Raw genomic sequence first — 23,721 nt, forward strand, 5'->3', positions numbered from 1 at the left:
ATGCAGGACCATGAAAAAACACTGGTGCAGCTGCTGGTGTTCGGCGGGATTATCGCGCTGGGCAAGCTGCTGGCCAGTAATGAAAAAATCACGCCGCGCCTGATTGCCGGGCGCGTCATTCTGGGGTCGGCCATTTCAGTGGCGGCAGGCGCGGCGCTGGTGCAGTTCCCGGATATGTCGCCGCTGGCGGTTAACGGGGTCGGGGCGGGACTGGGGATTCTGGGATATCAGTTCTGCGAAATGTGGTTACGCCGCCGTCTGGGTGGCGACGATAAGGAGAAGTGAAAGTGACGCTATCGGAAAAGCAGCAGTTATTTACCGGGCTGATTGCGCAGCTGATCACCTGGGCGAATGATCGCGGGATGCGCCTGACGTTCGGTGAGGCTTACCGCACGCCGGAGCAGGCCGCGCTGAATGCGAAAAAGGGCAGCGGCATCGCCAACAGCCTGCACACGCAGCGGCTGGCGGTGGATTTCAATCTGTTTGTTAACGGCGAGTACAAAACCCGCACCGAGGATTACCGGGTGCTGGGCGAGTACTGGGAATCACTGGGCGGCAGCTGGGGCGGGCGCTTTAAGTCAAACCCGGACGGTAACCACTTCAGCCTTGAGCATAACGGTGTGCGCTGATGGCCAGAGACGTGCTGTTTGTGCTGGCCGGTCTGGGGCTGGCGTTTCTGGCGGGATGGACCGGCGCGGAGTGGAAGCGCGACAGCGTGGAGCTGGTCGCAGAGCGTGCCGCCGGAATTGCCGCTGACAGGGCGCGTGATCAGCTGCAGGGCGTGGCAAGCGAATCCGCCAGGCAGCTTGAAAACAAACTGGAGGAATTAAAAGGTGCGATACCGGCAGGCATCCGCGCTGAACTGGATAAGCCCGTTTTCAGTAATGATTGCCTGTCTGGTGATTATTTCAGGCTGTACAACGCCGCCAGTGAAAATGCAGAGCGTACCCTTTCAGGAAAATCTGAAAACAAAATGTCCCGTTAATCTTCCCCGATTAAACGGCACCAACGGCAGAGCCGCAGCAGAATTATTAATTCAGTGGATTGATATTTATTCAACCTGCGCGGCGCGCCATAACCAGCTTATTGACGAAATTAATTTAAGAGAGAAAAAAGCATGAGTGATAAAAAAATTGAAATGACCATCGCAGGCAAAGACGTTTCTTTTACCCCGAACGTCACCGCTTATAACAAATATATCAACGAAATCACGATGGGAAATAAAGTTTCCCCGGCACATAACTTTCTGGTTCGTATTGTCACGCCTGAAACAAAAGACGCGCTGCAGGAGTTACTGGCGCTGCCGGGGGCGGCCCTGCAGATTGTGGGCAAGGTGCTGGAAGAATATACGCCTGAGCTGGAAATCACCGTAAAAAACTAAGCGAGCGGGTCCGTAATATCGACGCCAACGGACTCGAACAGTATCTGATTTTACGCCGCCGCTGGCTGCCCGGAGAGGATGACAGCGCGGATAACCTTGCCGCCGCGCTGTGGCTTGATAACCGGCACTGGGAAAACCAGCGCATTGCCATCGCAAACGGCATCGCGCTGGCGTTTAAGGGAAGCGAATGAAACAGCTGGAATTCACGTTATCACTGATCGACAAGGTAACGCGGCCGCTTCGTCAGGCACAGGCAGGCGTCACGGAATTTGCAGACAAGTCCCGCTCCGCTTTTCAGCGCGTGGGTGTTGGCGGCGCGGCGCTGTGGGGCGTGGGGCAGGCCATCAAAGGCGCGCTGGGTCCGGCCATTGAAATGTATGACGCGCTGCAGGAGCAGACCGCGCGCGGCATCGACAGCACTGCGCTGCAGCAGGTGGAGAAGGACGCGAATCTTTTTGCGATGACCTACGGCAAAAGCGCCGTGGAGTTTGTGCAGTCAACGGCCAGCATTAACGCCGCAATCAGCGGCCTGACCGGTGGCGAGCTGCCGAAGGTTACGCGGATTGCCAACCTGACCGCCGCTGCGCTGGGCAGCACGGCAGCGGAGTCCGCAGAGTTCATGGGGCAGATGTTCGGCAACTTCCGCGAGGAAGCGGAGCGCCTGGGCAACGTGCAGTTTGCAGAGCAGCTTTCGGGGAAAGTGGCGTTTATGCGTCAGCGCTTCGGCGTGGAAATGGGCGCAATTAAAGATTTGATGGAGGGCGCGCGCGGCGTCGGTACTAACTACGGTATCGGCCTGAATGAGCAGCTGGCCGTGATGGGAGAGCTGCAGCGCACGCTGGGTACGGAGGCATCCGGTTCGTATGAAGGCTTCCTGACCGGCGCAGAGGACGGCGCGAAAAAGCTGGGGATGAGCTTCAAAAATGAATCCGGAAAAATGCTGTCAATGCCGGAAATCCTGATCAAGCTGCAGGCTAAATACGGCGCGAGTATCACCGGTAACGTGGAAGCGCAGAAGGCGCTGGATGACGCATTCGGCGACAGTTCAGCGGTAGTGAAACAGCTGTGGGGCAACGTGACAGCGCTGCAGCGGAATATCACCGAGCTGGGCGGCAATGACGGGCTAAAGCGCACGCAGGAAATGGCCGCGAAGATGGTTAAGCCGTGGGACCGGTTTATTCAGATTCTGGAAGCCATCCGGCGCGTGATCGGCCTGACGCTGATCCCGGTGATTTATCCGCTGCTGAACCGCCTGGCGGATATGGGACAGACATTCGCGCGCTGGATGCAGATGTTTCCGAACATCGCGCGCGTGGTCGGGTATGTGGCGCTGGCCGTGCTGAGCTTTGCCGGTGCGGGTGCGGTGGCCAATATCGTGATGGGCATGGCCACGTTTGTTATGACCGGGCTGCGCGGCATCGTAATGGGGCTGCTGCTGGTAACGCGCCTTTACACCGGGGCGATCTGGCTGGCTGGCGCAGCGGTCAAGGCTTACGCGATCGTTATGCGAACCCTGCGCGGCGTACTGCTGGCCGTGCGCATGGCTTCGGTAATGACCGGCGTCGCCATTAACTTTATGAGCTGGCCGATACTGCTGATTATTGGCGCAGTCGCATTGCTGGCCGCAGGCTGCTATCTGCTGATCGCGCACTGGGATGCAATCAAAGCCGCTGTCATGAATACAGCAGCTTTTCAGGCTGTATCCGGCGCGGTGGCCGCTGTGGCCGGTGTGTTTGGTAAAGCCTGGGCGTTTATCAGTGAAGGCTGGCAGAGCTTTGTTGCGCTGCTGTCCGGTTTTTCCGTGACGCAAACGCTGGGGAATATGGCCAGCGGGATAATGAATCTCTTTGCGAACCTGTGGGACAACATTAAAAAAACCGCGCTGAGTTCGCTGAACTGGATTATCAGCAAAATAAATAAAATCCCCGGCGTGGATATTGCGGAATTTGGTGAGCCTGCCGCACCGCCGCCGCGCATCGAAAATAACCTGACAACCGGCGGACAGTTAAAAGGCGTTGAAACGGGCGGGATAAATAAAACTATTTCCAGCAATAGCCGGAGCGTAACGGATAACAGCAAACGCATCGAAAAAGTGGAAATTAATACAGGTGGCGGCATGACGCCGCAGCAGCTGATGGAATGGCAGGAGCTGGCGGGATGAGTGAATTACTGTATGTCGATCTTCTGATTGAAAACGGAAACTTTGTTTTAAATACCGGTAAAGAGCCGGTCACCTGTAATAACCGCAAAAGCATTCAGCAGGATATTGCGCACGCCATCCTTGAATCCGGGCTGCTGACGGAGTTGATCGCGGAGCGCAGCCCGACGATGCGCGCGGATATCCTGACGCGGCTTGAATTACTGATTGAGGACGATGAGCGGATTATCCCTGGCACCATTGAGCTGACAGAGGAGAGCCTTTCACGCCTCTGGGTGACGGCCAGCACATACGACTTCGGCGCACTGTCTTACGGGGTGGATATATGACGGACAAACCGCAGGTTGATTTTACGGAGGTGGTGAAAGAAAGCGGGATGCCGGTGACGGAGGCAGAGCTGAAAGCGCGCTTTACGGCCATTGCCGCGCAGGAGGGGCTTATCACCAATACGTCACGCATGTCGCCATTCTGGCGGCTGGTTACGGCCATTATCACCGCGCCGGTGCTGTGGCTGGCGGACGTCATGATCAATACGGTACTGGTGAATATGTTTGTGGCCACGGCAGGCGGCCAGATGCTGCGCCTGATGGCGTGGGCGGTCAACGTCACGGCAAAACCGGCAAGCCGGGCTGAGGGCGTGATCCGGTTCATAAAGGAAAGCGCCGGTGCTGATGTCACCGTGCAGGCCGGGACACGCATTCAGACTGAGCGCATTAATGGCGTGGTTTACGAGCTGGTGACCGTTGCTGACATCACCATTCCGGCAGAGGTGGCCAGCGCGTTAATCCCGGTGCGCGCGTCAGATGTGGGCGCCGCATGGAACCTTGCGCCGGGCTATTACCGCATCCTGCCGGTGGCCGTCACCGGCATCAGGCAGGCGGTGAGTGAGGAAGACTGGCTGACCGTGCCGGGCGCAGATGAAGAGAGTGATGACGAGCTGCGCGAGCGCTGCCGCAATCAGTTTAACCTGGTGGGTAACTACCACACTGACGCGGTTTACCGCTCAATGATTGCCGGGGTGGTCGGACTGAGCATTGACCGGATTTTCTTTCTTCACGATGCGCCGCGCGGGCCGGGAACGGCAAATGCCTATCTTCTGCTGGATTCAGGGGTGTTGTCCGGGCCGTTTATCACGGCGGTTAATGACTACATCAACACACAGGGCCATCACGGCCACGGCGACGATATGCAGTGCTTCGCAATGCCGGAAACCCTGCACGATCTGAGCGTCAGAATGTATCTGCAGAACCCGGACAACATGACTGCCGAAAATCAGGCGCTGCTGATTAAAAACGCCGGAAACCTTATCCGCAGCGCCTTCCGGGAAAACGCTGATTATGACGTTAAAAAGACGTGGCCCTATGCGCGCTTTTCATTTTCGAATCTTGGGCGTGAGCTGCACAGGGCGTTTCCGGAGGTCGATTCGGTCACCTTCTCGCTGGGCGATATCGTCAGCGATCTGAGTGTGCCGCGCCTTAACAGCCTGACCGTGAGTATTGAGCATGACTAATTTTGATAAAAAGCTGGCCGGGCTGCGTCTGCCCACCTGGATGCGGAAAGGGGAGCCGGACAAACTTCTGAAAGCCGCGCGCCGGTTCTGGGCGCAGGTTTACAGCTGGGTAACGTGGCCGGTCAGCCAGTTCGATCCGCTGACCTGTTCTGAACCGCTGCTGAATCTGCTGGCGTATGACCGGGATATAACACGCTTCAACGGGGAGCCGCTTTCGCTGTTCCGCAGGCGCGTGGCGTTTGCGTTTATTAACGCGCGCGATGCCGGGTCCGTGGCAGGGTTTATCAGCATTTTTGAGCGGCTGGGCATCGGCTATGTGGAGCTGGTTGAGCGCCAGCCCGGCATTGACTGGGACGTTATCACCGTGCGCGTTTCAGACAGCCAGATTGCGGACAACACACAGCTGCTGCTGCAGATTATCCAGCAGTACGGCAGGACGTGCCGCCGCTATCAGTTTGAGGTGATCACCTCGCAGCCGTTCGCTATCCGGGCAGGCTGGGACCAGGGTGAATATGTGGTTTATCCGGCGCGCATCGCCGGGGCGGACGTGGCCAGCGCGACGTTCAGCGCAGGAATTTAAGGAAAAGTTATGTCACAGACAGTTATCACGACAGCATTCGAGCAGTGGAAAGCGCGCCAGGCGGAAACCGGTGAGCCGGTTTTGCTGGATGGGTTTATTTTTGCGAACGTGCCGGGCCTCGATCCGGCTAAGCCGGTGGACCGCAGCGAAGGCATTCCGCCGGAGGCACAGATAGTTCACCGGCAGGCGGTCACGCGCAAGGGCGTGGTGAATCAGAATGCGGTGGTGCATTCGGTAGTATTGGGCGCGGATACGGGCGATTTTTCATTTAACTGGATTGGCCTGGTGAACAGTGCAACCGGCACGCTGGCCATGATCGTACATGCCCCGGCACAGCAGAAGCTGAAAACCCGTGACGGCCAGCAGGGCAACGTTCTGACGCGATCATTCCTGATGGAGTACAGCGGCGCGCAGCAGGAAACGGGGATCAGTACGCCAGCGGAAACGTGGCAGATTGATTTCACCGCGCGCATGGGGGCGATGGATGAACGTCAGCGCCTGGAAAACACCGATATCTACGGCCTGGCGGCTTTTTTTGGTGATGGCTGGCTGGTCGGAAAAAGCGGCACGGAGTTTTTTGTTACCCGTGGTGCGGGATACGTGGGCGGCCTGCGCGCGCAGCTGGATGCTGACCAGGCTATTACGGTCGGCGTGAAGCCGGTAAAAGTCTGGCTGGACGTGTGCTTTACCGGGACGCTGGCCAGCGTCTGGGGCGTGCAGAGCAAAATCACAGTGGCGACTGATCTTGCTGATTATGAGCTGGATGGCGTGAAGCATTACGTGTCAGCGCTTGCGGGCATTGACGCAGCCGGGAACATCACGGACCTGCGCCCGAAAGGCTCACTGACTGATCGTGTTGCGGTCAGGTCAGTGAATAACAAAAAGCCCGACGCGCTGACGGGTAACGTCATGCTGGGAAGCGCAGCAAATGCTGATGTGATGCAGTCAAAAACTGACGGCACAGCAGGCCGGGTAATAACCGTGGGCGGGTTTGGGCTGGGTTCAGGACAACTGGACGTCAGTACAATTGATTTTCGCACATACGTCTTCCATGCCGGTGAAACCCTGCTTATCAAAATGGAGGGCAGTGCGAATATTCCGGCACAGTTACCGGCTGGGAGCGGACAGTATTTTTATGCGCATTGTACAGGTGTCCGTGACAGAAGCTATGGATGTTCAGTCATTTTCACCGCATACAACTCACCCGCTGAAAGCTATATCGGAACAAGGATGGATAATTCGTCCAGCGGATGGACCATTATGAGGCTGGCGGACCGTTCTGATTTTGACAATTATGCAAAGCTTAACGGCGATTCTAATAAAAACTTTTATGTCAGGAATAACGGTGATGGTGCTGCAGCAGTAAATAATGATCGCCTTAGTTTTGTACTCGGGGGATTTGCTTATAAAGGCGGGGATGCGGGCCAGCATTTCTCAGTATCGGGAGGTACAGGCGCGAACAGTGCCGTTGCATTTGGTCAGTTTCAGTCAGGTAATAACGGTAACGGGGCATGGTCCAAAATTCCGGGCGGCGGTCAGTGGTGCAGGCAGAACTTAAATCTGGCTGCTTATTCCAGTACAACGTGGACATATCCGGCTGGTTTCCCTGCGCCGCCGGGGCTTTTTATCACGGCTATTAATGGATCTTTTGAATGCTGGAGTAATGGCATCGGCGCTAACAACTGCGGAATTTACAATAACGGACCGGCACTGAACGTTAACGTTTTAGCCTTGTGGTGATGAAATGAATACAGATGATAAAGAATTACCTGAGCTGCGTGAAAATCGTTATTTCATTGAGACAGACAAAGATGACTATGTAGTCGGCATGTTTGTGGCTATCTGTGCAAGTGAGCTTGAAGAATATCAGTCAAGGGCGCTTAGGGAGATATCGGAGGAAAATTATTGTGCCGTAGGTCCGGATTCATTATTTATCAACGGATCTATTGTTCAGGGCGCGCCGCGACAGACTGTTATCGACGTGGAAACAAAAGGGGCTATTCTGGCTGCAAAAATCCGCAAAGCAAATGAAATGATCCAGATGCTGCAGGGCGCTATTGATCTGAAAATGGCCACGCAGAGTGAAACTGAAGCCCTGCCTGAGTGGATGAAATACAGAGTGCTGCTTAGCAGAATAAATCCGGAGAGCTGGGCGGACGTCAGTACGCCGCAGGCGCCTGAAAATGTGGCGTGAGGCGCGGCTGGCGCTTACGGATTCAATGACCGCGCTGAACTGCAGCATGGTCCCGGTGCATCCGTGGATTTACGGGCTGGGACAGCATACCGATAGCGGCGCGTATCTGAGTCCGGTGAATGCCACGGCGTATCTGGCGCAGAAGCTGGCAGGCATGGGCGGAAAGGCTGACGTGGTGATCCTGATGGTGGCCAGCCAGACGCATGACAGTTTTATGTCCTCGCTGAACCAGCTGACTGAGGTTTTCCCGGCACCGGCGTTTGTGCAGGTAAAGCGTCTGGCGCAGTCTGCCGCCTCGCTGGCCACGGAAAAGATGCAGCTGCCTGCTGCCATGAGCGCCGCGCTGCCGCCGTCCGTGCCGCTGTCCGTGCCATCCAGCCGCGCCGTGTTTGCAGCCGCTGCCGTGAAACAGGCTCAGAGTGAAGCAGGCGCAGCGGCAGGGCTTGACGGCCTCAAAGCGCAGCTGGCTGCGTTTGGCCAGAAGCGTGATGCCATGCTGGCAGACATTGCCGCCGGGCTGGGCGATCTGCAGGGCAAAGACGCACGGGCATGGGTGTTTACCGGCAGCGGCGACGTGGTGACTACGCTCACGCAGCTGGTTAAAGACATTCCGCTGCCGTCCGCTGTGCATTCGGCGGCGGTAATGCTGGTCGGTGACAATCTTGAAGGAATAAGAGGCATGATCCATGAGTACAAACCCGACGCTGGCGCTTAACGGTGAGGGCATCCCGCTTAAAAACATGCTGGTGACCGTTTCAATGGCTTTTCAGGACAAAGACCAGTCAGGGCAGACCAGTTCAACGGCAAAGGCTGAGCAGGGCATCAAGGGAAAAGAGCTGCGGATCAGTGGCGAAGTCGGGTTCAGTGATATTGCGCTGCTGAAGCGGATTTTTGAGCTGGCGTCAGCCACTGATGCCAGCGGCCAGCGCCAGAAGTATCGCGTGGCCCATGAGCTGGCGCGCGCGGTGAGTTTTCGCGAGGCGACTTTCACCGGCAATGTGGACGCACCGCAGCAGGAAGGAAAAATGTCCTGGCTGATAACGTTCACGCTGACCGAGCATGTCAGCGTTCAGGAAAAACGTGAGGCGCGCGCAAGCGGCAAAACCACGGCCACCAAACAGACCGGCAGTGGTAAAGGCGGGCCGCAGGCCGCAGGCGAGAGCGAAGAACAAATGACGTGGTTTGAGCGCAAAGTGCTTAAGCCGGTGAATGACGCACTGGAATAGCGATGAAACCTGTAACCCGGCTTTACCTGTCAACTGACGAGGTGCATCTGACGGATGCCGCTCTGGTGCTGGAGCTTAACAGCTGTGGTCGTGGCTTTATCACGGCAAAGACCAGCACGGATTACACCGGCAAAATGGTCCGCATTGACACCGGCTACCCTGACCGGCTGTTGCGCTGGTTTACCGGATACGTGGAGCGCTCACAGCCTTCAGAAACCGGCTATCAGCGCCTTTTCATCCGTGAGCTGTGCGGGGTATTTGATCGCGCATGGCCTTGCGCCTTCCAGCACCCGACGCTTCGCCAGATTGCCGCCTGGCTGGAAGAATACAGCGGCCTGACCGTCACCGTGCCGCAGGATGATTACAGCGACAGGCCGATCCCGCACTTCACGCACAGCGGCACGGGATTCCAGCTGCTGGCCAGTCTGGGGCGCGCCTTCGGGATTAATGATTACATCTGGTATCAGCTGCCGGATGGCAGCATGTATCTGGGCGGCGCTGAAAAGGCGCTGTTTGCCGGTAAGCCGGTGAACATTCCGCCGGAGTTCAGCCAGTCCACCGCCGGTGGCAACACGATGACCGTTCCTGTTATCCAGTCCCTGCGTCCGGGCGTTGAGGTGAACGGCCAGCGCGTGACAAAGGTTCAGCTGAACAGCGACACCATGACAATCACCTGGACGCCACGAAACCGCACAACAGGCCGGCCGCTGCAGAAAACACCGGTACAGCGTCAGGTTGAAAGCCATTATCCGGAGCTGGCCAGCGGTCTGCACCTGCCTAAAATGGCGCGCGTTGTCGCCTCGACTGAAGCGGTTAAAAGCGGAAATTTCGCAAATCCCTACAGGCCGCGCTATGCCGTCAGTCTGCAGCTGCTGGACGCTGACGGTAATCCGGACGGCAGTACGCCGGTTTATCCTGCCGTGCCGCTGCCCGTACCGATGGCCGGTAATGACTCCGGCATGTTTCAGTTCCCGCCGGAGGGTACGCTGGTTGAGGTCGGTTTTACCGGCGGACGCCCGGACAAGCCGTTTGTGCGCCAGACTATGCCTGACGGGACCAGCCTGCCGGACGTGAAGCCGGGTGAACAGCTGCAGCAGCAGCGCGCGGAAGTCTCACAGCGCGTAACGCAGGCCGGAGACTGGGAGCGCCAGACCGATCAGGCCATCCGTGAAACGTCCATGAGCCGGGAGATTAAAGCCGATACGGAAGCGCGTGAGCTGGTCAGCCGGGAAACGACGGTCAAAGCCACGGACAGGACCACTGTGATCGGCACGGCGTCACTGATGGCCGGAGCCATTCAGAACGTTACTACCGGCAGTTACAGCATGGCCGCACAGCAGAATCAGCTGATTACAGTGGGCGGTAATGCGGAAACGGACGTCACCGGCAGCGCGGCGGTAAAAGTCGGCCAGGCGCTGACTGAGAAAATTGGTCAGCTGCGCCAGAGCATTGCCGGTACACGTCAGGAAATCATCGCGCCGGTGGTGTGGATTGGGTCAGAGAAGATTAACGTGGCCCAGCTGATGCTTGATACCGTGGCACTGGTGCAGCAGCTGGCTGACCAGCTGGCCAGCCATACGCACCCGTCAACCGGGCAGCCCACGAACAGCAGCGCCATCGCACAGAGTGGCCAGCAGGCCGCTGCGCTGAGTAAGAAATATTCCCCCGTTATCGGCAAGTAAGCCAGCAAACTGACCCGCTATCACAGCGGGTTTTTTATTACCCGTCACCAGAACGCCTCCGCCGCACGCTGCGCCACGCACAGGCGCGACCATCACGCACGATTACCTCCGACAGATCATCCGCAGAGCGTGGCACTGGCTGCGCGTCAGCCCCGGCAAAATAATCGCTTCGCAGACAAAATCGGCGCTACACCGCACCCGCCTGCAGGTTTTGGATCATAAAAATTTTTCAGTTTTATTTTTCTACAAATCGCCTGACCGGAGCGCGCCATTGCTGGCTTTCTGCCAGAGTTCGACAACTGAAAAGAGTGAAAAGAATTTCAGTGCTTTTCAGTTTTCTGGATCTCGGATGAATCTCTTTTTTATTTCATGTTATTGAATTTTATGAATATTAATAAGTTTACGTCATCTTCTGGATCTCAGCTAGAACATGTTGCAAAATGAAATAAAATTCACTCAATGCGGACAGCTCAAGGGCTGCAGCAGATAATATTCAAAAAGAGATACTGAAAAATATTGAAGGGAAGAATGTAGGCTCATGCAAAACCTAGTAAAATTAAAATTTTTAACCAATTTTTTTATTTTTTAAAAATCTTTTTGGAAACTATATGAATATTTTGACTCAGTATGGAAAAGAAATAATCTCGATATTAGTACCGCTGATTACATTTATACTGAATAACTTCTTTAAAGGAAGCGCAAAAGTATCCATAGGTGAATTACATCAGTTCAGCTTTCTGATAGAAGAACCATTGAAAGATGGTGCTGGCGAAATAATAAAAGCTAAGCAAGTCGTCAATACAAAGTCTTATATTATAATGAACGAAGGAAGGGAAGCGGCCAAAAAATTAGAGTTGATTTTTAATTACAAAGATATGCATATGAATGTCTGGCCTGTCAAGCCGTATACAGAAAGCTATGATTATAACGGAAGGTATGTAGTCACTTTTGAGTACATTGCACCTAAAGAAAATTTTAGATGCGAAGTTCTGTCGCTAAATACAGAGTTGCCTGAGTTACTAACATGCAGAAGTGAACAAGGTATGTCTAAGAGAATACTGCTTTACCCTCAAAAAGTATTTAATAGATACTTTATTTGGTTTATACAAAGCTGCTTATTTTTAGGTATGGCAACATTCGTCTATATTTTTATATTATTGCTACAGTGGTTGATAACGAAAACAGGTTAAATAAATAATATACGCCATAAGGAGGCTATATGGTTAAAAAATTTAGTAACCAGATTGATCAACTCAAAAAAAACCTTGAAGCAGTTTCAGGGACACAATCGATACCTTTTAGTGAGCTTTTTAATAAGCAGTTTTTGGCTGAGTGCTCTTCATTCACTTCTCTTGAGGATATGTTTGATAAATCAGGATTTAGCGTTGAAACTAAGGAGGATTTTGCCGCCATACCTGATCAGGCATGGGAAGACTTCATAACGCAAAACACTTCTTATAGTAGCTGGAGGGAAATGCAGATTGATGCAGGCAGAAAGCACATAAAAAAAATGCTCAATAAAGATATGTAATCTTTTGATGATGGCCCTCAGCTTTATAAAGCACCACCATCACACTGCTGTTTAGCTTTGGTTGGGGGACAAAAAGGGGGCATTTGTTCTTTAGATACAAAAAAGCCGCTTTAAAAAAGCGGCTTAAATGCATGATTTTCATCATAAAAATTGGTGGCCCCTGCTGGGTTTGAACCAGCGACCAAGCGATTATGAGTCGCCTGCTCTAACCACTGAGCTAAGGGGCCAGCGGAGCGGGGATTATAAAGTATCTCTTCAGGCCGATCCAGCACTCAGCCGCCGGTTGCTGAAATAATCAGCACTGATTTACCTGCTGATTTTTATGATAAATCTGACGAGTTGCGTGAGCGAAGTTTCAAAATCGCATCGTTCAGGACGCTCTGCGCCGTTAAGGAAACCTCAGGTTGCGGGTGCCGCTAAGATGCCCGCATGAATGTTTCTCTTCTGAAGATGAGTTTGCCAGGCCCGGCACAGCTGTTATCCCCAATCGCTGCTCCACCAAAAAATCGTCAGGCTGGAATGCCCACAGGTGTAATAATTACTATCTTAATCAGTGATTACACAGCAGAGAGGGCAGGACGACATATGGAGCAGCAGGGCAGTAAAGCGCATCATTATCGTGTGCGCAGGAGATCTGAAGCGAGCCTGGACGCGACAGGCCCTGTGCCGATGAAAAACAGCCAGTCTGTTTATGGCCGTATCCAGACGGCTTCGGCCTCACAGGATAAACATGCACTCTCACGAGCCTGTTTGGAACAGTCGTCCGGTCTGATGAGTTGTAATGTGCCAAAGCTTCGCATACTCATGGTGGCAGCATGATCGAGCATGACATCCGCGATATCATCGCCCCGGACCTCGATGTGCTGTTCTGTGGCATCAATCCGGGCCAGTCGACCGCCCATCAGGGCTTTCACTTTGCGCATCCCGGCAATCGCTTCTGGAAAGTGATCCATCTGGCAGGATTTACCCGGCAGCAGCTGAAACCGGAAGAGGAGCAGCGTCTGACGGAAACCGGCTGCGGAATTACCATGCTGGTGGAGCGCCCCACGGTGCAGGCAAGCGAGTTGGCGGCGGATGAGCTGCGCGAAGGCGGTCAGCGCCTGACGGAAAAGGTGCTGAACTATCAGCCTGCCGCGCTGGCGATCCTGGGCAAAGAGGCTTTTCGTCGTGCCTTTAAACTGAACAGGGTCGAATGGGGCAAACAGCCAGCAGGCATGGGGAAAACGCAGGTATGGGTGTTGCCGAACCCCAGCGGACTGAATCGCGCTTCACTGGAGGAGATGGTGGCAGCGTATCGCCAGCTTTATGTGGCACTGCATCCGGTGAATCACTGAGTCTGTGCAGGGCAGGGAGAGACGGTAACAGACGGGCATAAAAAACCCCGGCGAACCGGGGTTTTCAGGACTTAATCGTCGAGGAAGCTGCGCAGCACTTCCGAACGGCTCGGATGGCGCAGTTTACGCAGGGCTTTCGCTTCAATCTGACGGATACGCTCACGCGTCACGTCAAACTGTTTGCCCACTTCTTCCAGCGTATGGTCGGTGTTCATATCGATACCAAAACGCATGCGCAGCACTTTCGCTTCACGCGCGGTCAGGCCAGCCAGCACATCGTGGGTTGCAGAACGCAGGCTCTCTGAGGTAGCAGAATCCAGCGGCAGCTCCAGCGTGGTGTCTTCGATAAAATCGCCCAGATGTGAATCTTCATCATCACCAATCGGCGTCTCCATAGAGATCGGCTCTTTCGCGATTTTCAGCACCTTGCGGATTTTATCTTCCGGCATCAGCATGCGCTCAGCCAGCTCTTCCGGCGTCGGTTCGCGGCCCATCTCCTGCAGCATCTGGCGCGAAATACGGTTGAGCTTGTTGATGGTCTCAATCATATGCACCGGAATACGGATGGTACGCGCCTGGTCGGCGATAGAGCGGGTAATCGCCTGACGGATCCACCAGGTCGCATAGGTCGAGAACTTGTAACCACGGCGATATTCAAACTTATCGACCGCCTTCATCAGACCGATGTTACCTTCCTGAATCAGGTCGAGGAACTGCAGACCGCGGTTGGTATATTTCTTCGCAATCGAAATAACCAGACGCAGGTTCGCTTCCACCATCTCTTTCTTGGCGCGACGCGCTTTGGCTTCACCGATCGACATGCGACGGTTGATATCTTTCACCTGCTCGATGGTCAGGCCGGTCTCTTCTTCGACCTGCGCCAGCTTCTGCAGGGAACGCATCACGTCATCCTGCACTTCCAGTAGTTTTTCAGACCACGGCTTGTTCATCGCCAGCGCAGCTTTGAACCAGCTCTCGTTGGTTTCGTTACCGGTAAACAGGGTGATGAAGTTCTTCTTCGGCATTTTGCACAGCTCAATACAGAGCTTCATGATCAGACGTTCCTGAGTACGGACACGTTCCATCATGTTACGCATGCTGCCAACCAGGTAGTCGAACTGCTTCGGTACCAGGCGGAACTGTTTAAAGACGTCAGAGAGGTTCTGGATCTCGGCGATGGCGGCGGCGTGGCTGCGGCCTTTGCTCTTGATGACGCTGCGGGTGGTTTCGTACTGCTTACGCAGGTCAGAGAACTTCTCACGCGCCAGCTCCGGGTCGATGGAGTTATCATCTTCGGAGTTGTCGTCATCCTCATCATCATCATCTTCGTCGTCATTACGATCGGCTTCAGAGAGTTCAGAGCCCACATGCGTTGCGGTAGGGGCCAGATCTTCTTCTGCGTTAGGATCGACGAAGCCGGTGATCAGATCGGAGAGGCGTGATTCGCCTGCTTCGACTTTGTCATACTGATCCAGCAGATAGGTAATCGCTTCAGGGTATTCGGCAACGGAACACTGAACCTGGTTGATACCATCTTCGATACGCTTCGCGATGTCGATTTCGCCTTCGCGCGTCAGCAGTTCCACGGTACCCATTTCACGCATGTACATGCGCACCGGGTCAGTCGTGCGCCCGATTTCAGATTCAACGCTGGATAATACCTGAGCGGCAGCTTCCGCGGCATCTTCGTCAGTATCGGAGCTGTTTTCATTCAGCATCAGATCGTCAGCATCCGGGGCTTCTTCAACCACCTGAATACCCATGTCGTTAATCATCTGGATGATGTCTTCGATCTGATCTGAGTCGACGATATCTTCCGGCAGATGGTCATTGACCTCAGCATAGGTCAGATAGCCTTGCTCCTTACCACGGGTGACAAGAAGCTTGAGCTGTGACTGCGGGTTTTGCTCCATAAGACGGTATCCACACTTCTGTTAAATTAGATTGGTGTCGGTCGGCAGCGCGCCAACAATAGCAGTGAAGGCGTTTAATTCTTGCCGCTGCCTTCGTCGCGGCGTGGGCTATGCCCAACAATAATCGGCACTTAAGCCGCTTGTATAAATTTTTGGTGGTACGGGCCTGGCTTACTCGCCATTCTGCTTCCCGGCAGTGCTCGCTCTCCTCACATACTTCCGTACGCTCCGGGAGCTGCGCACTGGCGGTAACCAGACTGGCTTCGACGCCGACGGCCATTGAAATTTGTGCTGACGGCCTGGCTTAACGCTCCCGGCCTTAAAACAGCCACGCCGCCCATCTTCAGCGCGGGCAGCGTGCTAAAACTTATTTTCTGGCAAACGCCTGGCTGAGTGTCCAGAGCTCACGGCGCTCATCGGCGGTAAGCCCCTGAATGCGTTCACGCGCGATCAGAAACTCCAGTCGCTCTTCAAGCGCAGAATCGTAGATGCTGGCCAGCGAGTCCTGAAACACCGCTTCGGCTTCCTCATCTACTATCATGTGGTTCCAGATCGCCAGCGTTTCAAGCGTCTGACTAAAATTTGTCCCGCGATATAACTCTAGTAGCTGCCCGGTGGTCAATCCAGGATTCTCGTTACAACGCCCCACCAACTCGATAAAGAGCGGTAGTCCGGGCATTTTCGACTCCGACAGGCCATCCAGCGAGGGCACCATCGAGGCCAGCTGCGGATTCTGTACCAGCAGGGCGATAAGCACACGCATGGTGGTACGTTTAAGCGGTGGCGCGACCGGCGCGGCGCCGCTGGCAGCCTGCTTTGGCATCAGCTTTTCAAGCTGATTGTCATCGAGGATCCCCAGCTTATTTCCCAGCTCCTGACGCATATAAATACGCAGGGTTTCACCTGGGATCTGCGTAATCAGCGGCAAAGCCAGCGTGCTCAGGCGCGCTTTTCCATCGCGTGAGCTCAGATCCACCTGCGGCAGCAGGCTATCAAATAAAAACGAAGAGAGCGGCATCGCCTGCTCCATCCTCGCTTCGAAGGCGGCTTTACCCTCTTTACGCACCAGCGTATCGGGGTCTTCACCATCGGGTAAAAACATAAAGCGTAGCTGACGACCATCATTCATGTAAGGCAATGCGGTCTCAAGTGCGCGCCATGCGGCTTCGCGTCCAGCCCGGTCGCCGTCGTAACAGCAGATGACCGTATCGGTGCTGCGAAACAGCAACTGAATGTGTTCAGCGGTGGTTGAGGTGCCTAATGACGCGACAGCGTAATCTATGCCGTACTGCGCCAGCGCAACCACGTCCATGTATCCCTCGACCACAAGCAGGCGGGCAGGTTCAGGATGGCTCTTGACTGCTTCATAGAGGCCATAGAGCTGGCGGCCTTTATGGAAAATCGGTGTTTCCGGCGAGTTCAGATACTTCGGTGTTTCGTTACTCAGAACCCGACCGCCAAAACCGATAACGCGGCCACGCTTATCGCGAATCGGAAACATGATGCGATCGCGAAACCGGTCATAGGTCCGGCCTTTATCATTGCTGACCAGCATGCCCGCTTCCATCAATGACTCGCGATCTTCCGACTGCTTACCGAAACGCCTGAGAACGTTATCCCAGCCGGCGGGTGCGTAACCGATAGCGAAATGATTGATGACGTCGACGCTCAGGCCACGACGGTCTAAATAGTCGCGTGCGGGCTGTGCACTGGACTGCTGCAGACCCTGCTGATAAAACCCGTTCAGGTTCTCCATCAGCTGGTACAGGCTCTGGCGCTGATGGCGTTCCATCTGGCTGGGCCCGCTGCCTGCTTCGTAAGGCACGTCTAAACCGTGGGAAGTGGCTAACTCTTCAATTGTTTCAACAAACTCCAGTCGGTCGAAGTTCATTAAAAAGTCGATAGCGTTACCGTGGGCACCACAGCCGAAACAGTGATAGAACTGCTTTTCGCCGTTTACGGTGAAGGAGGGCGTTTTTTCATTATGGAAAGGACAGCACGCATGGAAATTCTTACCCTGCTTTTTCAGCTTAACGCGGGCATCGATAAGATCCACGATATCCGTGCGGGCAAGTAAATCGTTGATAAATACGCGTGGAATTCGTCCAGCCATACGCCCCAGATTTTCAGCTCATAAACGGCAACAAGCCGCGCTTCCTTTCGGAAAGCACGGCCTTTTACTTGACTCTATCTGCGTGAATCACGCAATGGAGGCGAACCTCCGGAACGACTTAGTACAGACGAGTGCGGCGTGCGTTTTCGCGAGCCAGTTTCTTGGCGTGACGCTTAACTGCTGACGCTTTAGCGCGCTTACGTTCGGTAGTCGGTTTTTCATAGAACTCACGACGACGAACTTCAGCCAGAACGCCTGCTTTCTCGCAAGAACGTTTGAAGCGACGCAGTGCTACGTCAAATGGCTCGTTTTCACGTACTTTAATTACCGGCATGTAACTCTCACCTCGATAAAATTCGGTTTTGCTGCTGACTGCGGCGCCAGCACATTTCAAAATGGTGCAGCATTTTACTCCAACTCACGTCGGTTTGTAAAGCACCATGGATAATTTGAAACCAACAGGAGCGTTTGCCTGTGCGGCTGCCGGTTTTTCCAGGGGCGGGAGTATAGCGCACTCTTTAGCCGACAGAAAATGACTTTTTACGCCGGATGCCTGCGCTGCTCATCCCATTGCTGTGATAAACTGCGCGCCGCAAGAATGAGGTGATGCAATGCGAATTCTGGGTATTGAAACGTCGTGCGATGAAACCGGCATCGCAATCTATGACGATGAGGCCGGATTACTGGCAAACCAACTCTACAGCCAGGTAAAACTGCATGCCGACTACGGCGGTGTGGTGCCGGAACTGGCCTCACGGGATCATGTGCGGAAAACCGTGCCTCTGATTCAGGCGGCGCTGAAAGAGGCGAATCTGACGCCGCAACAGATTGACGCGGTGGCGTACACCGCCGGGCCGGGCCTGGTCGGTGCGCTGCTGGTTGGCGCAACCATCGGCCGTGCGCTGGCGTTTGCCTGGAAAGTGCCTGCCGTGCCGGTTCACCATATGGAAGGCCACCTGCTGGCACCGATGCTGGAAGAGAATCCACCGGCATTTCCGTTTGTGGCACTGCTGGTGTCGGGTGGACATACACAGCTGATCAGCGTCACCGGCGTCGGTGAATATGAACTGCTGGGCGAATCGATCGATGATGCCGCCGGTGAAGCCTTCGACAAAACGGCGAAGCTGCTGGGCCTGGATTATCCGGGCGGGCCGATGCTGTCGAAGATGGCGCAGCAGGGTACGGCAGGCCGCTTTACCTTCCCGCGCCCGATGACCGACCGTCCGGGGCTGGATTTCAGCTTCTCCGGCCTGAAAACCTTTGCCGCCAATACCATCCGCGCCAATCCTGACGACGAGCAGACCCGCGCAGACATCGCCCGCGCCTTTGAAGATGCGGTGGTGGATACGCTGTCGATCAAGTGTAAGCGGGCGCTGGATCAGACCGGCTTTAAGCGTCTGGTGATTGCAGGTGGCGTCAGCGCCAACCGCACCCTGCGTGAGCAGATGGCGGTCATGATGCAGAAGCGTGGCGGTGAAGTCTTCTACGCCCGCCCGGAGTTCTGTACCGATAACGGTGCGATGATCGCGTATGCGGGCATGGTGCGGTTAAAAGGCGGCACGCGCGGCGAGCTGAGCGTCAGTGTACGACCACGCTGGCCGCTGGCGGAACTGCCCGCCATCTGAAGAGCGGGTTTCAAAAAAACTGGCCACAACGGATAAGCGCAACGCGCAGGAAACCCGGTCAGAAGAGAAAGGCAGCGCCTGGCGAAAAACGTCAGGCGTTTTCATATAACGCCCTGTGCTGGCCCGGTTACGGGCAACGCTCAGGGATGAAGTGCGCGGTTTTTATCTCCTGCCGATCTACCCCGGCACCCCGGGCTGTCACGGTCACGAACCACCGCTCATCTGCAACCTTACGGCTGCGATTTCTTCTTACGCTTCCAGATCTTGCCTTCCTGTCCCCGCCACAGCCGCTGAATATTGTCGTGATGACGCAGCAGGATCAGGCAGGAGAGCATAGAAACCGGGAAGGTGAACTGCGGTTTGAACCACCAGACATAGAAGGGTGCGATCAGCGCGCTGACAATCGCGCCCAGCGAAGAGTAACCACTCAGTAACACCGTCAGCAGCCAGGTACCGGTTACCAGGCCGGTCAGGTCCCAGCCAATCGGCGCAATGGCCCCGAATGCCGTCGCCACTCCTTTGCCACCGCGGAAGTGAAAGAACACCGGATAGATGTGACCCAGACAGGCGGCAATCGCCGTCAGACCAAGATAAAACGGTGTCACATGCAGCAGATACGCCAGCCAGACCGGCACCATCCCTTTCAGCACATCAAACACCAGTACGCTGGCGGCGGCGCCTTTGCCGCCCAGACGCAGGACGTTGGTTGCCCCCGGATTGCCGGAACCCTGTGTGCGGGGATCGGGCAGGCCTGCGAGTTTGCAGATCAGAATCGCACTGGAAATCGAGCCGCAAAGATACGCGAAAATAATCATACCAAGCGCGAAAGCACTCATAACACCGTACCGTTCCCTTTAGGGTCGTTTTGATCTCATCAACCGTGGATAATACGCATAATCCGCCGGAAGTGGTATCCGGCTCAGCCAAAAACAGAGACTCTCATCATGGATATCGTATTTATAGAACAACTCACGGTGTTCACCACCATTGGCGTTTACGACTGGGAACAGGGCATACAGCAGAAACTGGTGCTCGATGTCGAAATGGCCTGGGATAACCGCCTGGCGGCCCGCAGCGACGACGTCAGCGACTGTCTCAGCTATGCCGATGTCGCGTCGGCGATCCTGACCCATCTGAACGGCAGCCGTTTTGCGCTGGTAGAGCGTGTGGCTGAAGAAATCGCGGATCTGTTGATGAACCGTTTCAGTTCGCCTGGCGTGCGTATAAAGGTCAGCAAACCGGGCGCGGTGGCCCAGGCGGCGCAGGTTGGCGTGCGAATTGAGCGCGGGACTATTCCTAAATAATCTGGATGTGATTGCCATCACAATGAAACCAAACCAAATTACTGTCTGTCATAGCGTGAGCCGTTTCGTTACAGCAGGCGAAAAAGGGCAGGACCTTAAGGTTTAATTCAGGCTGGGCGCGGCATATTTAAGGCGATAGCAACGGGCTACCGCCTTTTTAATGGTTTTGAAACAGATAGAGGGAACATTTGATGGCAGATATTCATCAGCTTTGGGTTGCTGCAATCCTGGGCATTGTGGAAGGGCTGACCGAGTTTTTACCGGTCTCTTCCACCGGCCACATGATTATAGTGGGTCACCTGCTGGGCTTTGAGGGTGAAAAAGCCGAGACCTTTGAGGTAGTAATCCAGTTAGGTTCGATTCTGGCCGTCGTGGTGATGTTCTGGCGTCGTCTGTTTGGCCTGATCGGTATCCATTTTGGTGAAGTCAGACACGAGGGTGTGGGCACCGGACGTCTGTCGCTGATCCACATCCTGCTGGGTATGATTCCGGCGGTGGTGATCGGGCTGGTACTGCATGATCAGATTAAAACGCTGTTTAACCCGATCAACGTGATGTATGCCCTGGTGGTCGGCGGTGTGCTGCTGCTGGCTGCGGAATTCCTCAAGCCTAAACAGCCGAAAGCGGTAGGCGTTGATGACATTACTTATCGTCAGGCGTTCATGATTGGCTGTTTCCAGTGCCTGGCGCTGTGGCCGGGCTTCTCCCGCTCCGGTGCCACTATCTCCGGCGGGATGCTGATGGGCGTGAGCCGCTATGCCGCGTCCGAGTTCTCCTTCATCCTGGCGGTGCCGATGATGATGGGGGCAACCGTACTGGATCTCTATAAGAGCATCGGTTTCCTGACGATGGCTGATTTCCCGATGTTCGCGGTAGGCTTTGTGACGGCGTTTATCGTGGCGATGATCGCGATTAAAGTCTTCCTTGAGCTGATCAAACGCATCTCCTTTGTCTCGTTCGCCATCTACCGCTTTATCGTGGCGGCTGCGGTTTACGCCCTCTTCATGTAAACCTCAGGGCAGCCTGCTAGTCAGGTTGCCCGCTCGCCAGACCCTGCGCGACGGCCGCTATGCGCCGTCGCGTTAACTCTTCCCGAACGTCCGCCCCTTTGAATCCCGCTTCGATCACCGCTTTCGTCGGCACCGCCTGGGCCAGTGCAAACGCACGACGCAGATAATCTCCCTGCGGATAGGCCATGCTCTCCAGCCCGGCGCGTCCGCGCGCATCCGCTTCGCTGGTCAGCGCCATCTGCTCCACACGCTGCGGCTTGCGCCAGGCATCAATCCGGTCGAACAGTCCCACCAGTGACGCCGGCGATTGCCGTTCAATGGTGTGGACGATGTCGTGAAACTCGGTGACGATCAGCGCCAGGTCACGCATCGCATTCGGCACGCGCAGGCGCTGGCAGAGCGCCGCGACCAGCGGCACGCCCGCCAGACCGTGGCCGTGATGGCTGGGCCACAGTTCGGGCGGCGTCAGCGCCTTGCCGACATCATGGAACAGCGTGGCGAAGCGCACATCAATCTCATCGGAGAGGGCGGCGGCCATCGCCAGCGTCATCAGCGTGTGCACGCCGGTGTCGATCTCCGGATGCCAGCGGATCGGCGCAGGAACGCCAAACAGGTTATCCAGCTCCGGGAAGAGGACCTTCAGCGCACCGCAGTCCCGCAGCACCTGAAAATAGACCTGCGGATTGCGACTGCCGAGCGCCTTTTCCGTCTCTTTCCAGACTCGCTCTGCGGTAAGATTCGACAGCTCGCCGCTCTCTGCCATCTGCTGCATCAGCCGCTGGGTTTCCGGGGCGATACGAAAGTTAAGGTGGGCAAAGCGCGCGGCAAAGCGTGCCACCCGCAGCACCCGCAGCGGATCTTCGCTGAAGGCGTCAGAAACGTGACGCAGCAGGCGCAGAGTAATATCGCGCTGGCCATGATAGGGGTCGACCAGCGCGCCCTGTTCATCCTGTGCGATCGCATTGATGGTCAGATCGCGGCGCTGCAGGTCCTGCTCCAGCGTCACGTCGGGCGCAGACCAGGTCACAAATCCGGTGTAGCCTTTCCCGTTTTTCCGCTCCGTTCGCGCCAGCGCATACTCTTCGCGGCTTTTGGGATGCAGGAAAACGGGAAAATCGCGACCGACCTGTTGATAACCCTGCTCAAGCATGGCCTCGGGCGTGGATCCCGTCACCACCCAGTCTTTGTCTGTCACAGGCAGATTCAGCAGCGCATCTCGCACCGCACCGCCAACTAAAAAGGTCTTCACGCAAAACTCCAGAGAAAGAGAAATGACCTGCACGCCGGGCGTGTCCTGCGCCTGAAATCAGCAATGCATCTCATTTCATTGTTGCACAGATTCCCCGGATTGCAGACATGCCAAAAAGGGGATCAGTCGATCCCCTGTGTTAATCCGGTGAAAGGGTGTCAGTTCATCCAGCGATCGCTTTTCTTGCGGCGCGGCAGCATATGCGGCAGCAGCAGGCCCAGCAGAAGACCTACGCCGAGCACGCCGCCGCCATACATAAACCACTGCATAATGATGGTGCGCTGCTTGTCATCCAGCTGAACGTTCGCCGCGCTGACTTTCTTCTGCGCCACGATCAGCTCATTTTTCAGCTTCTGGTTTTCGCCTTTCAGCCCATTGATGACGCCATCGCTGCTGGCGACTTTGTTCTGCATTTCTGCGGTGCGCTGGTTCCAGCTGTTGTCGATGTTATCCAGTTTTGCCGTCAGATCTTTCACCTGCTGCTCAAGCTGAGGCACACGGGTGCGCAGGCTCGGACTGGCGCTGAGCTGTGACAGCGGGATCCAGGTGGTGCGGCCTTCTGAATCACGGATCTGGCCATAATGCGTGTCATTGTTGGTCTGCAACAGCTGCACCTCTTCCCCGGCATTCAGCTTACCGAGCAGGCGAAACTGGTCGCCAGGTCCACTGCGGACCCAGGTCGAGAGTTCATCAGAAACGTAACGTTTTTCGTCGGCATGGGCAGGTGCAAGGGTGCTGAGGGCCAGCAAAGTGAGTCCGGCAAGTGTGATTTTTTTCATTCGATTTCGTTTGGCTTAGTCTGACTAAAATTTACCGGCACAGTCTGGAGAGGCCTCACATAAATCTGAATGAGAACTATCCTGGTCTCATCAGAGTGCGAAAAGGTCTGCGAAAGAACAAAGAAAGCAGAG

General features: G+C 55.3%; 28 protein-coding genes and 1 tRNA gene. 22 read left to right on the plus strand and 7 right to left on the minus strand.

Features of this window, described 5'->3' with window-relative positions; genetic code table 11:
- The 17 genes from ACNY69_RS11430 to ACNY69_RS11510 all read left to right on the plus strand — a co-directional run bounded on the left by ACNY69_RS11430 (position 1) and on the right by ACNY69_RS11510 (position 12,262).
- Entirely contained in the window at positions 1 to 285 is a 285-nt protein-coding gene (locus tag ACNY69_RS11430) for a phage holin family protein (protein WP_418798379.1), read from the plus strand.
- Positions 286 to 287: 2 nt separating this feature from the next.
- Positions 288 to 629, plus strand: coding sequence for a M15 family metallopeptidase (locus ACNY69_RS11435; protein ID WP_418798381.1), 342 nt, complete (start codon positions 288 to 290; stop codon positions 627 to 629).
- Complete coding sequence (locus ACNY69_RS11440) at positions 629 to 985, plus strand: hypothetical protein (protein ID WP_418798383.1); 357 nt, start codon at positions 629 to 631, stop codon at positions 983 to 985. Before ACNY69_RS11435 ends, ACNY69_RS11440 begins: the two co-directional genes overlap by 1 nt.
- Positions 936 to 1,121 carry a hypothetical protein gene (locus ACNY69_RS11445; protein ID WP_418798386.1) on the plus strand — a complete coding sequence of 62 codons (186 nt, stop codon included), beginning with the start codon at positions 936 to 938 and terminating at the stop codon, positions 1,119 to 1,121. Before ACNY69_RS11440 ends, ACNY69_RS11445 begins: the two co-directional genes overlap by 50 nt.
- Positions 1,118 to 1,381, plus strand: coding sequence for a putative phage tail assembly chaperone (locus ACNY69_RS11450; protein WP_187494300.1), 264 nt, complete (start codon positions 1,118 to 1,120; stop codon positions 1,379 to 1,381). The genes ACNY69_RS11445 and ACNY69_RS11450 overlap by 4 nt, the downstream gene beginning before the upstream one ends.
- A gap of 47 nt (positions 1,382 to 1,428) precedes the next feature.
- Positions 1,429 to 1,572: a DUF6890 family protein gene (locus tag ACNY69_RS11455; RefSeq protein WP_392391217.1), complete on the plus strand. Its 144-nt coding sequence runs from the start codon at positions 1,429 to 1,431 to the stop codon at positions 1,570 to 1,572.
- Complete coding sequence (locus ACNY69_RS11460) at positions 1,569 to 3,542, plus strand: phage tail tape measure protein (protein WP_418798388.1); 1,974 nt, start codon at positions 1,569 to 1,571, stop codon at positions 3,540 to 3,542. The genes ACNY69_RS11455 and ACNY69_RS11460 overlap by 4 nt, the downstream gene beginning before the upstream one ends.
- The gene (locus ACNY69_RS11465; RefSeq protein ID WP_331842813.1) at positions 3,539 to 3,868 is read left to right on the plus strand and encodes a DUF2590 family protein; all 330 of its coding nucleotides are present in this window, start codon (positions 3,539 to 3,541) and stop codon (positions 3,866 to 3,868) included. Before ACNY69_RS11460 ends, ACNY69_RS11465 begins: the two co-directional genes overlap by 4 nt.
- Positions 3,865 to 5,049, plus strand: coding sequence for a baseplate J/gp47 family protein (locus tag ACNY69_RS11470; protein ID WP_418798391.1), 1,185 nt, complete (start codon positions 3,865 to 3,867; stop codon positions 5,047 to 5,049). Before ACNY69_RS11465 ends, ACNY69_RS11470 begins: the two co-directional genes overlap by 4 nt.
- Complete coding sequence (locus ACNY69_RS11475) at positions 5,042 to 5,629, plus strand: phage tail protein (protein ID WP_418798393.1); 588 nt, start codon at positions 5,042 to 5,044, stop codon at positions 5,627 to 5,629. Before ACNY69_RS11470 ends, ACNY69_RS11475 begins: the two co-directional genes overlap by 8 nt.
- A 9-nt stretch (positions 5,630 to 5,638) precedes the next feature.
- Positions 5,639 to 7,369, plus strand: coding sequence for a phage tail-collar fiber domain-containing protein (locus ACNY69_RS11480; protein ID WP_418798396.1), 1,731 nt, complete (start codon positions 5,639 to 5,641; stop codon positions 7,367 to 7,369).
- 4 nt (positions 7,370 to 7,373) lie between these two features.
- The gene (locus tag ACNY69_RS11485) at positions 7,374 to 7,823 is read left to right on the plus strand and encodes a tail fiber assembly protein (protein ID WP_418798399.1); all 450 of its coding nucleotides are present in this window, start codon (positions 7,374 to 7,376) and stop codon (positions 7,821 to 7,823) included.
- Positions 7,813 to 8,538 carry a hypothetical protein gene (locus tag ACNY69_RS11490; protein WP_418798402.1) on the plus strand — a complete coding sequence of 242 codons (726 nt, stop codon included), beginning with the start codon at positions 7,813 to 7,815 and terminating at the stop codon, positions 8,536 to 8,538. Before ACNY69_RS11485 ends, ACNY69_RS11490 begins: the two co-directional genes overlap by 11 nt.
- Positions 8,510 to 9,049 (plus strand): baseplate complex protein, encoded by a 540-nt coding sequence (locus ACNY69_RS11495; protein WP_418798404.1) that lies wholly within the window; start codon positions 8,510 to 8,512, stop codon positions 9,047 to 9,049. The genes ACNY69_RS11490 and ACNY69_RS11495 overlap by 29 nt, the downstream gene beginning before the upstream one ends.
- A 2-nt stretch (positions 9,050 to 9,051) precedes the next feature.
- Entirely contained in the window at positions 9,052 to 10,731 is a 1,680-nt protein-coding gene (locus ACNY69_RS11500; protein ID WP_418798407.1) for a hypothetical protein, read from the plus strand.
- Between the two features lie 608 nt (positions 10,732 to 11,339).
- Positions 11,340 to 11,921: a hypothetical protein gene (locus tag ACNY69_RS11505; protein WP_260059299.1), complete on the plus strand. Its 582-nt coding sequence runs from the start codon at positions 11,340 to 11,342 to the stop codon at positions 11,919 to 11,921.
- A gap of 29 nt (positions 11,922 to 11,950) precedes the next feature.
- The gene (locus ACNY69_RS11510) at positions 11,951 to 12,262 is read left to right on the plus strand and encodes a hypothetical protein (protein ID WP_260059298.1); all 312 of its coding nucleotides are present in this window, start codon (positions 11,951 to 11,953) and stop codon (positions 12,260 to 12,262) included.
- Between the two features lie 151 nt (positions 12,263 to 12,413).
- On the opposite strand, the gene ACNY69_RS11515 is transcribed toward ACNY69_RS11510, so the two are convergent.
- Positions 12,414 to 12,489, minus strand: a tRNA-Ile gene (locus ACNY69_RS11515).
- Between the two features lie 202 nt (positions 12,490 to 12,691).
- Here ACNY69_RS11515 and ACNY69_RS11520 point away from each other — a divergent pair.
- Entirely contained in the window at positions 12,692 to 13,081 is a 390-nt protein-coding gene (locus tag ACNY69_RS11520) for a hypothetical protein (protein WP_418798411.1), read from the plus strand.
- Positions 13,078 to 13,596 carry a G/U mismatch-specific DNA glycosylase gene (gene mug / locus ACNY69_RS11525; RefSeq protein ID WP_111142252.1) on the plus strand — a complete coding sequence of 173 codons (519 nt, stop codon included), beginning with the start codon at positions 13,078 to 13,080 and terminating at the stop codon, positions 13,594 to 13,596. The genes ACNY69_RS11520 and mug overlap by 4 nt, the downstream gene beginning before the upstream one ends.
- Positions 13,597 to 13,667: 71 nt before the next feature.
- Here the strand turns inward: mug and rpoD are convergent, their stop codons facing one another.
- The 3 genes from rpoD to rpsU all read right to left on the minus strand — a co-directional run bounded on the left by rpoD (position 13,668) and on the right by rpsU (position 17,956).
- A complete protein-coding gene (rpoD, locus tag ACNY69_RS11530; protein ID WP_293774517.1) occupies positions 13,668 to 15,509 on the minus strand; it encodes an RNA polymerase sigma factor RpoD in 1,842 nt (613 codons plus the stop codon).
- Between the two features lie 367 nt (positions 15,510 to 15,876).
- Positions 15,877 to 17,622 (minus strand): DNA primase, encoded by a 1,746-nt coding sequence (dnaG, locus tag ACNY69_RS11535; protein WP_418798415.1) that lies wholly within the window; start codon positions 17,620 to 17,622, stop codon positions 15,877 to 15,879.
- Positions 17,623 to 17,740: 118 nt separating this feature from the next.
- On the minus strand, positions 17,741 to 17,956 hold the full coding sequence (gene rpsU / locus ACNY69_RS11540; RefSeq protein WP_001144069.1) for a 30S ribosomal protein S21: 216 nt from the start codon (positions 17,954 to 17,956) through the stop codon (positions 17,741 to 17,743).
- A 277-nt stretch (positions 17,957 to 18,233) separates the two neighbouring features.
- Between rpsU and tsaD the strand changes: the two genes are divergently transcribed.
- On the plus strand, positions 18,234 to 19,247 hold the full coding sequence (tsaD, locus tag ACNY69_RS11545) for a tRNA (adenosine(37)-N6)-threonylcarbamoyltransferase complex transferase subunit TsaD (protein ID WP_111142200.1): 1,014 nt from the start codon (positions 18,234 to 18,236) through the stop codon (positions 19,245 to 19,247).
- Positions 19,248 to 19,477: 230 nt separating this feature from the next.
- On the opposite strand, the gene plsY is transcribed toward tsaD, so the two are convergent.
- Positions 19,478 to 20,083, minus strand: coding sequence for a glycerol-3-phosphate 1-O-acyltransferase PlsY (gene plsY / locus ACNY69_RS11550; RefSeq protein WP_293774520.1), 606 nt, complete (start codon positions 20,081 to 20,083; stop codon positions 19,478 to 19,480).
- A gap of 108 nt (positions 20,084 to 20,191) precedes the next feature.
- Between plsY and folB the strand changes: the two genes are divergently transcribed.
- Positions 20,192 to 20,551 (plus strand): bifunctional dihydroneopterin aldolase/7,8-dihydroneopterin epimerase, encoded by a 360-nt coding sequence (gene folB / locus ACNY69_RS11555; protein ID WP_111139909.1) that lies wholly within the window; start codon positions 20,192 to 20,194, stop codon positions 20,549 to 20,551.
- A 191-nt stretch (positions 20,552 to 20,742) separates the two neighbouring features.
- A complete protein-coding gene (bacA, locus tag ACNY69_RS11560) occupies positions 20,743 to 21,561 on the plus strand; it encodes an undecaprenyl-diphosphate phosphatase (protein WP_111139908.1) in 819 nt (272 codons plus the stop codon).
- A 16-nt stretch (positions 21,562 to 21,577) separates the two neighbouring features.
- Here the strand turns inward: bacA and ACNY69_RS11565 are convergent, their stop codons facing one another.
- Both ACNY69_RS11565 and ACNY69_RS11570 read right to left on the minus strand, forming a co-directional pair.
- The gene (locus ACNY69_RS11565) at positions 21,578 to 22,810 is read right to left on the minus strand and encodes a multifunctional CCA addition/repair protein (RefSeq protein ID WP_111139907.1); all 1,233 of its coding nucleotides are present in this window, start codon (positions 22,808 to 22,810) and stop codon (positions 21,578 to 21,580) included.
- A 158-nt stretch (positions 22,811 to 22,968) separates the two neighbouring features.
- On the minus strand, positions 22,969 to 23,589 hold the full coding sequence (locus ACNY69_RS11570) for a TIGR04211 family SH3 domain-containing protein (protein WP_111139906.1): 621 nt from the start codon (positions 23,587 to 23,589) through the stop codon (positions 22,969 to 22,971).
- Between the last annotated feature and the right edge of the window lie 132 nt (positions 23,590 to 23,721).

Source organism: Pantoea graminicola, assembly GCF_048452665.1.
Lineage (GTDB): Bacteria > Pseudomonadota > Gammaproteobacteria > Enterobacterales > Enterobacteriaceae > Pantoea.

Bases quoted from the DNA above. Each gene is read 5' to 3' on its own strand.
- ACNY69_RS11430 (WP_418798379.1), top strand. From the start codon at position 1: ATGCAGGACCATGAAAAAACACTGGTGCAGCTGCTGGTGTTCGGCGGG.
- ACNY69_RS11440 (WP_418798383.1), top strand. From the start codon at position 629: ATGGCCAGAGACGTGCTGTTTGTGCTGGCCGGTCTGGGGCTGGCGTTT.
- ACNY69_RS11445 (WP_418798386.1), top strand. From the start codon at position 936: ATGCAGAGCGTACCCTTTCAGGAAAATCTGAAAACAAAATGTCCCGTT.
- ACNY69_RS11450 (WP_187494300.1), top strand. From the start codon at position 1,118: ATGAGTGATAAAAAAATTGAAATGACCATCGCAGGCAAAGACGTTTCT.
- ACNY69_RS11460 (WP_418798388.1), top strand. From the start codon at position 1,569: ATGAAACAGCTGGAATTCACGTTATCACTGATCGACAAGGTAACGCGG.
- ACNY69_RS11465 (WP_331842813.1), top strand. From the start codon at position 3,539: ATGAGTGAATTACTGTATGTCGATCTTCTGATTGAAAACGGAAACTTT.
- ACNY69_RS11470 (WP_418798391.1), top strand. From the start codon at position 3,865: ATGACGGACAAACCGCAGGTTGATTTTACGGAGGTGGTGAAAGAAAGC.
- ACNY69_RS11475 (WP_418798393.1), top strand. From the start codon at position 5,042: ATGACTAATTTTGATAAAAAGCTGGCCGGGCTGCGTCTGCCCACCTGG.
- ACNY69_RS11480 (WP_418798396.1), top strand. From the start codon at position 5,639: ATGTCACAGACAGTTATCACGACAGCATTCGAGCAGTGGAAAGCGCGC.
- ACNY69_RS11485 (WP_418798399.1), top strand. From the start codon at position 7,374: ATGAATACAGATGATAAAGAATTACCTGAGCTGCGTGAAAATCGTTAT.
- ACNY69_RS11490 (WP_418798402.1), top strand. From the start codon at position 7,813: ATGTGGCGTGAGGCGCGGCTGGCGCTTACGGATTCAATGACCGCGCTG.
- ACNY69_RS11495 (WP_418798404.1), top strand. From the start codon at position 8,510: ATGAGTACAAACCCGACGCTGGCGCTTAACGGTGAGGGCATCCCGCTT.
- ACNY69_RS11500 (WP_418798407.1), top strand. From the start codon at position 9,052: ATGAAACCTGTAACCCGGCTTTACCTGTCAACTGACGAGGTGCATCTG.
- ACNY69_RS11505 (WP_260059299.1), top strand. From the start codon at position 11,340: ATGAATATTTTGACTCAGTATGGAAAAGAAATAATCTCGATATTAGTA.
- ACNY69_RS11510 (WP_260059298.1), top strand. From the start codon at position 11,951: ATGGTTAAAAAATTTAGTAACCAGATTGATCAACTCAAAAAAAACCTT.
- ACNY69_RS11520 (WP_418798411.1), top strand. From the start codon at position 12,692: ATGAATGTTTCTCTTCTGAAGATGAGTTTGCCAGGCCCGGCACAGCTG.
- mug (WP_111142252.1), top strand. From the start codon at position 13,078: ATGATCGAGCATGACATCCGCGATATCATCGCCCCGGACCTCGATGTG.
- rpoD (WP_293774517.1), bottom strand. From the start codon at position 15,509: ATGGAGCAAAACCCGCAGTCACAGCTCAAGCTTCTTGTCACCCGTGGT.
- dnaG (WP_418798415.1), bottom strand. From the start codon at position 17,622: ATGGCTGGACGAATTCCACGCGTATTTATCAACGATTTACTTGCCCGC.
- rpsU (WP_001144069.1), bottom strand. From the start codon at position 17,956: ATGCCGGTAATTAAAGTACGTGAAAACGAGCCATTTGACGTAGCACTG.
- tsaD (WP_111142200.1), top strand. From the start codon at position 18,234: ATGCGAATTCTGGGTATTGAAACGTCGTGCGATGAAACCGGCATCGCA.
- plsY (WP_293774520.1), bottom strand. From the start codon at position 20,083: ATGAGTGCTTTCGCGCTTGGTATGATTATTTTCGCGTATCTTTGCGGC.
- folB (WP_111139909.1), top strand. From the start codon at position 20,192: ATGGATATCGTATTTATAGAACAACTCACGGTGTTCACCACCATTGGC.
- bacA (WP_111139908.1), top strand. From the start codon at position 20,743: ATGGCAGATATTCATCAGCTTTGGGTTGCTGCAATCCTGGGCATTGTG.
- ACNY69_RS11570 (WP_111139906.1), bottom strand. From the start codon at position 23,589: ATGAAAAAAATCACACTTGCCGGACTCACTTTGCTGGCCCTCAGCACC.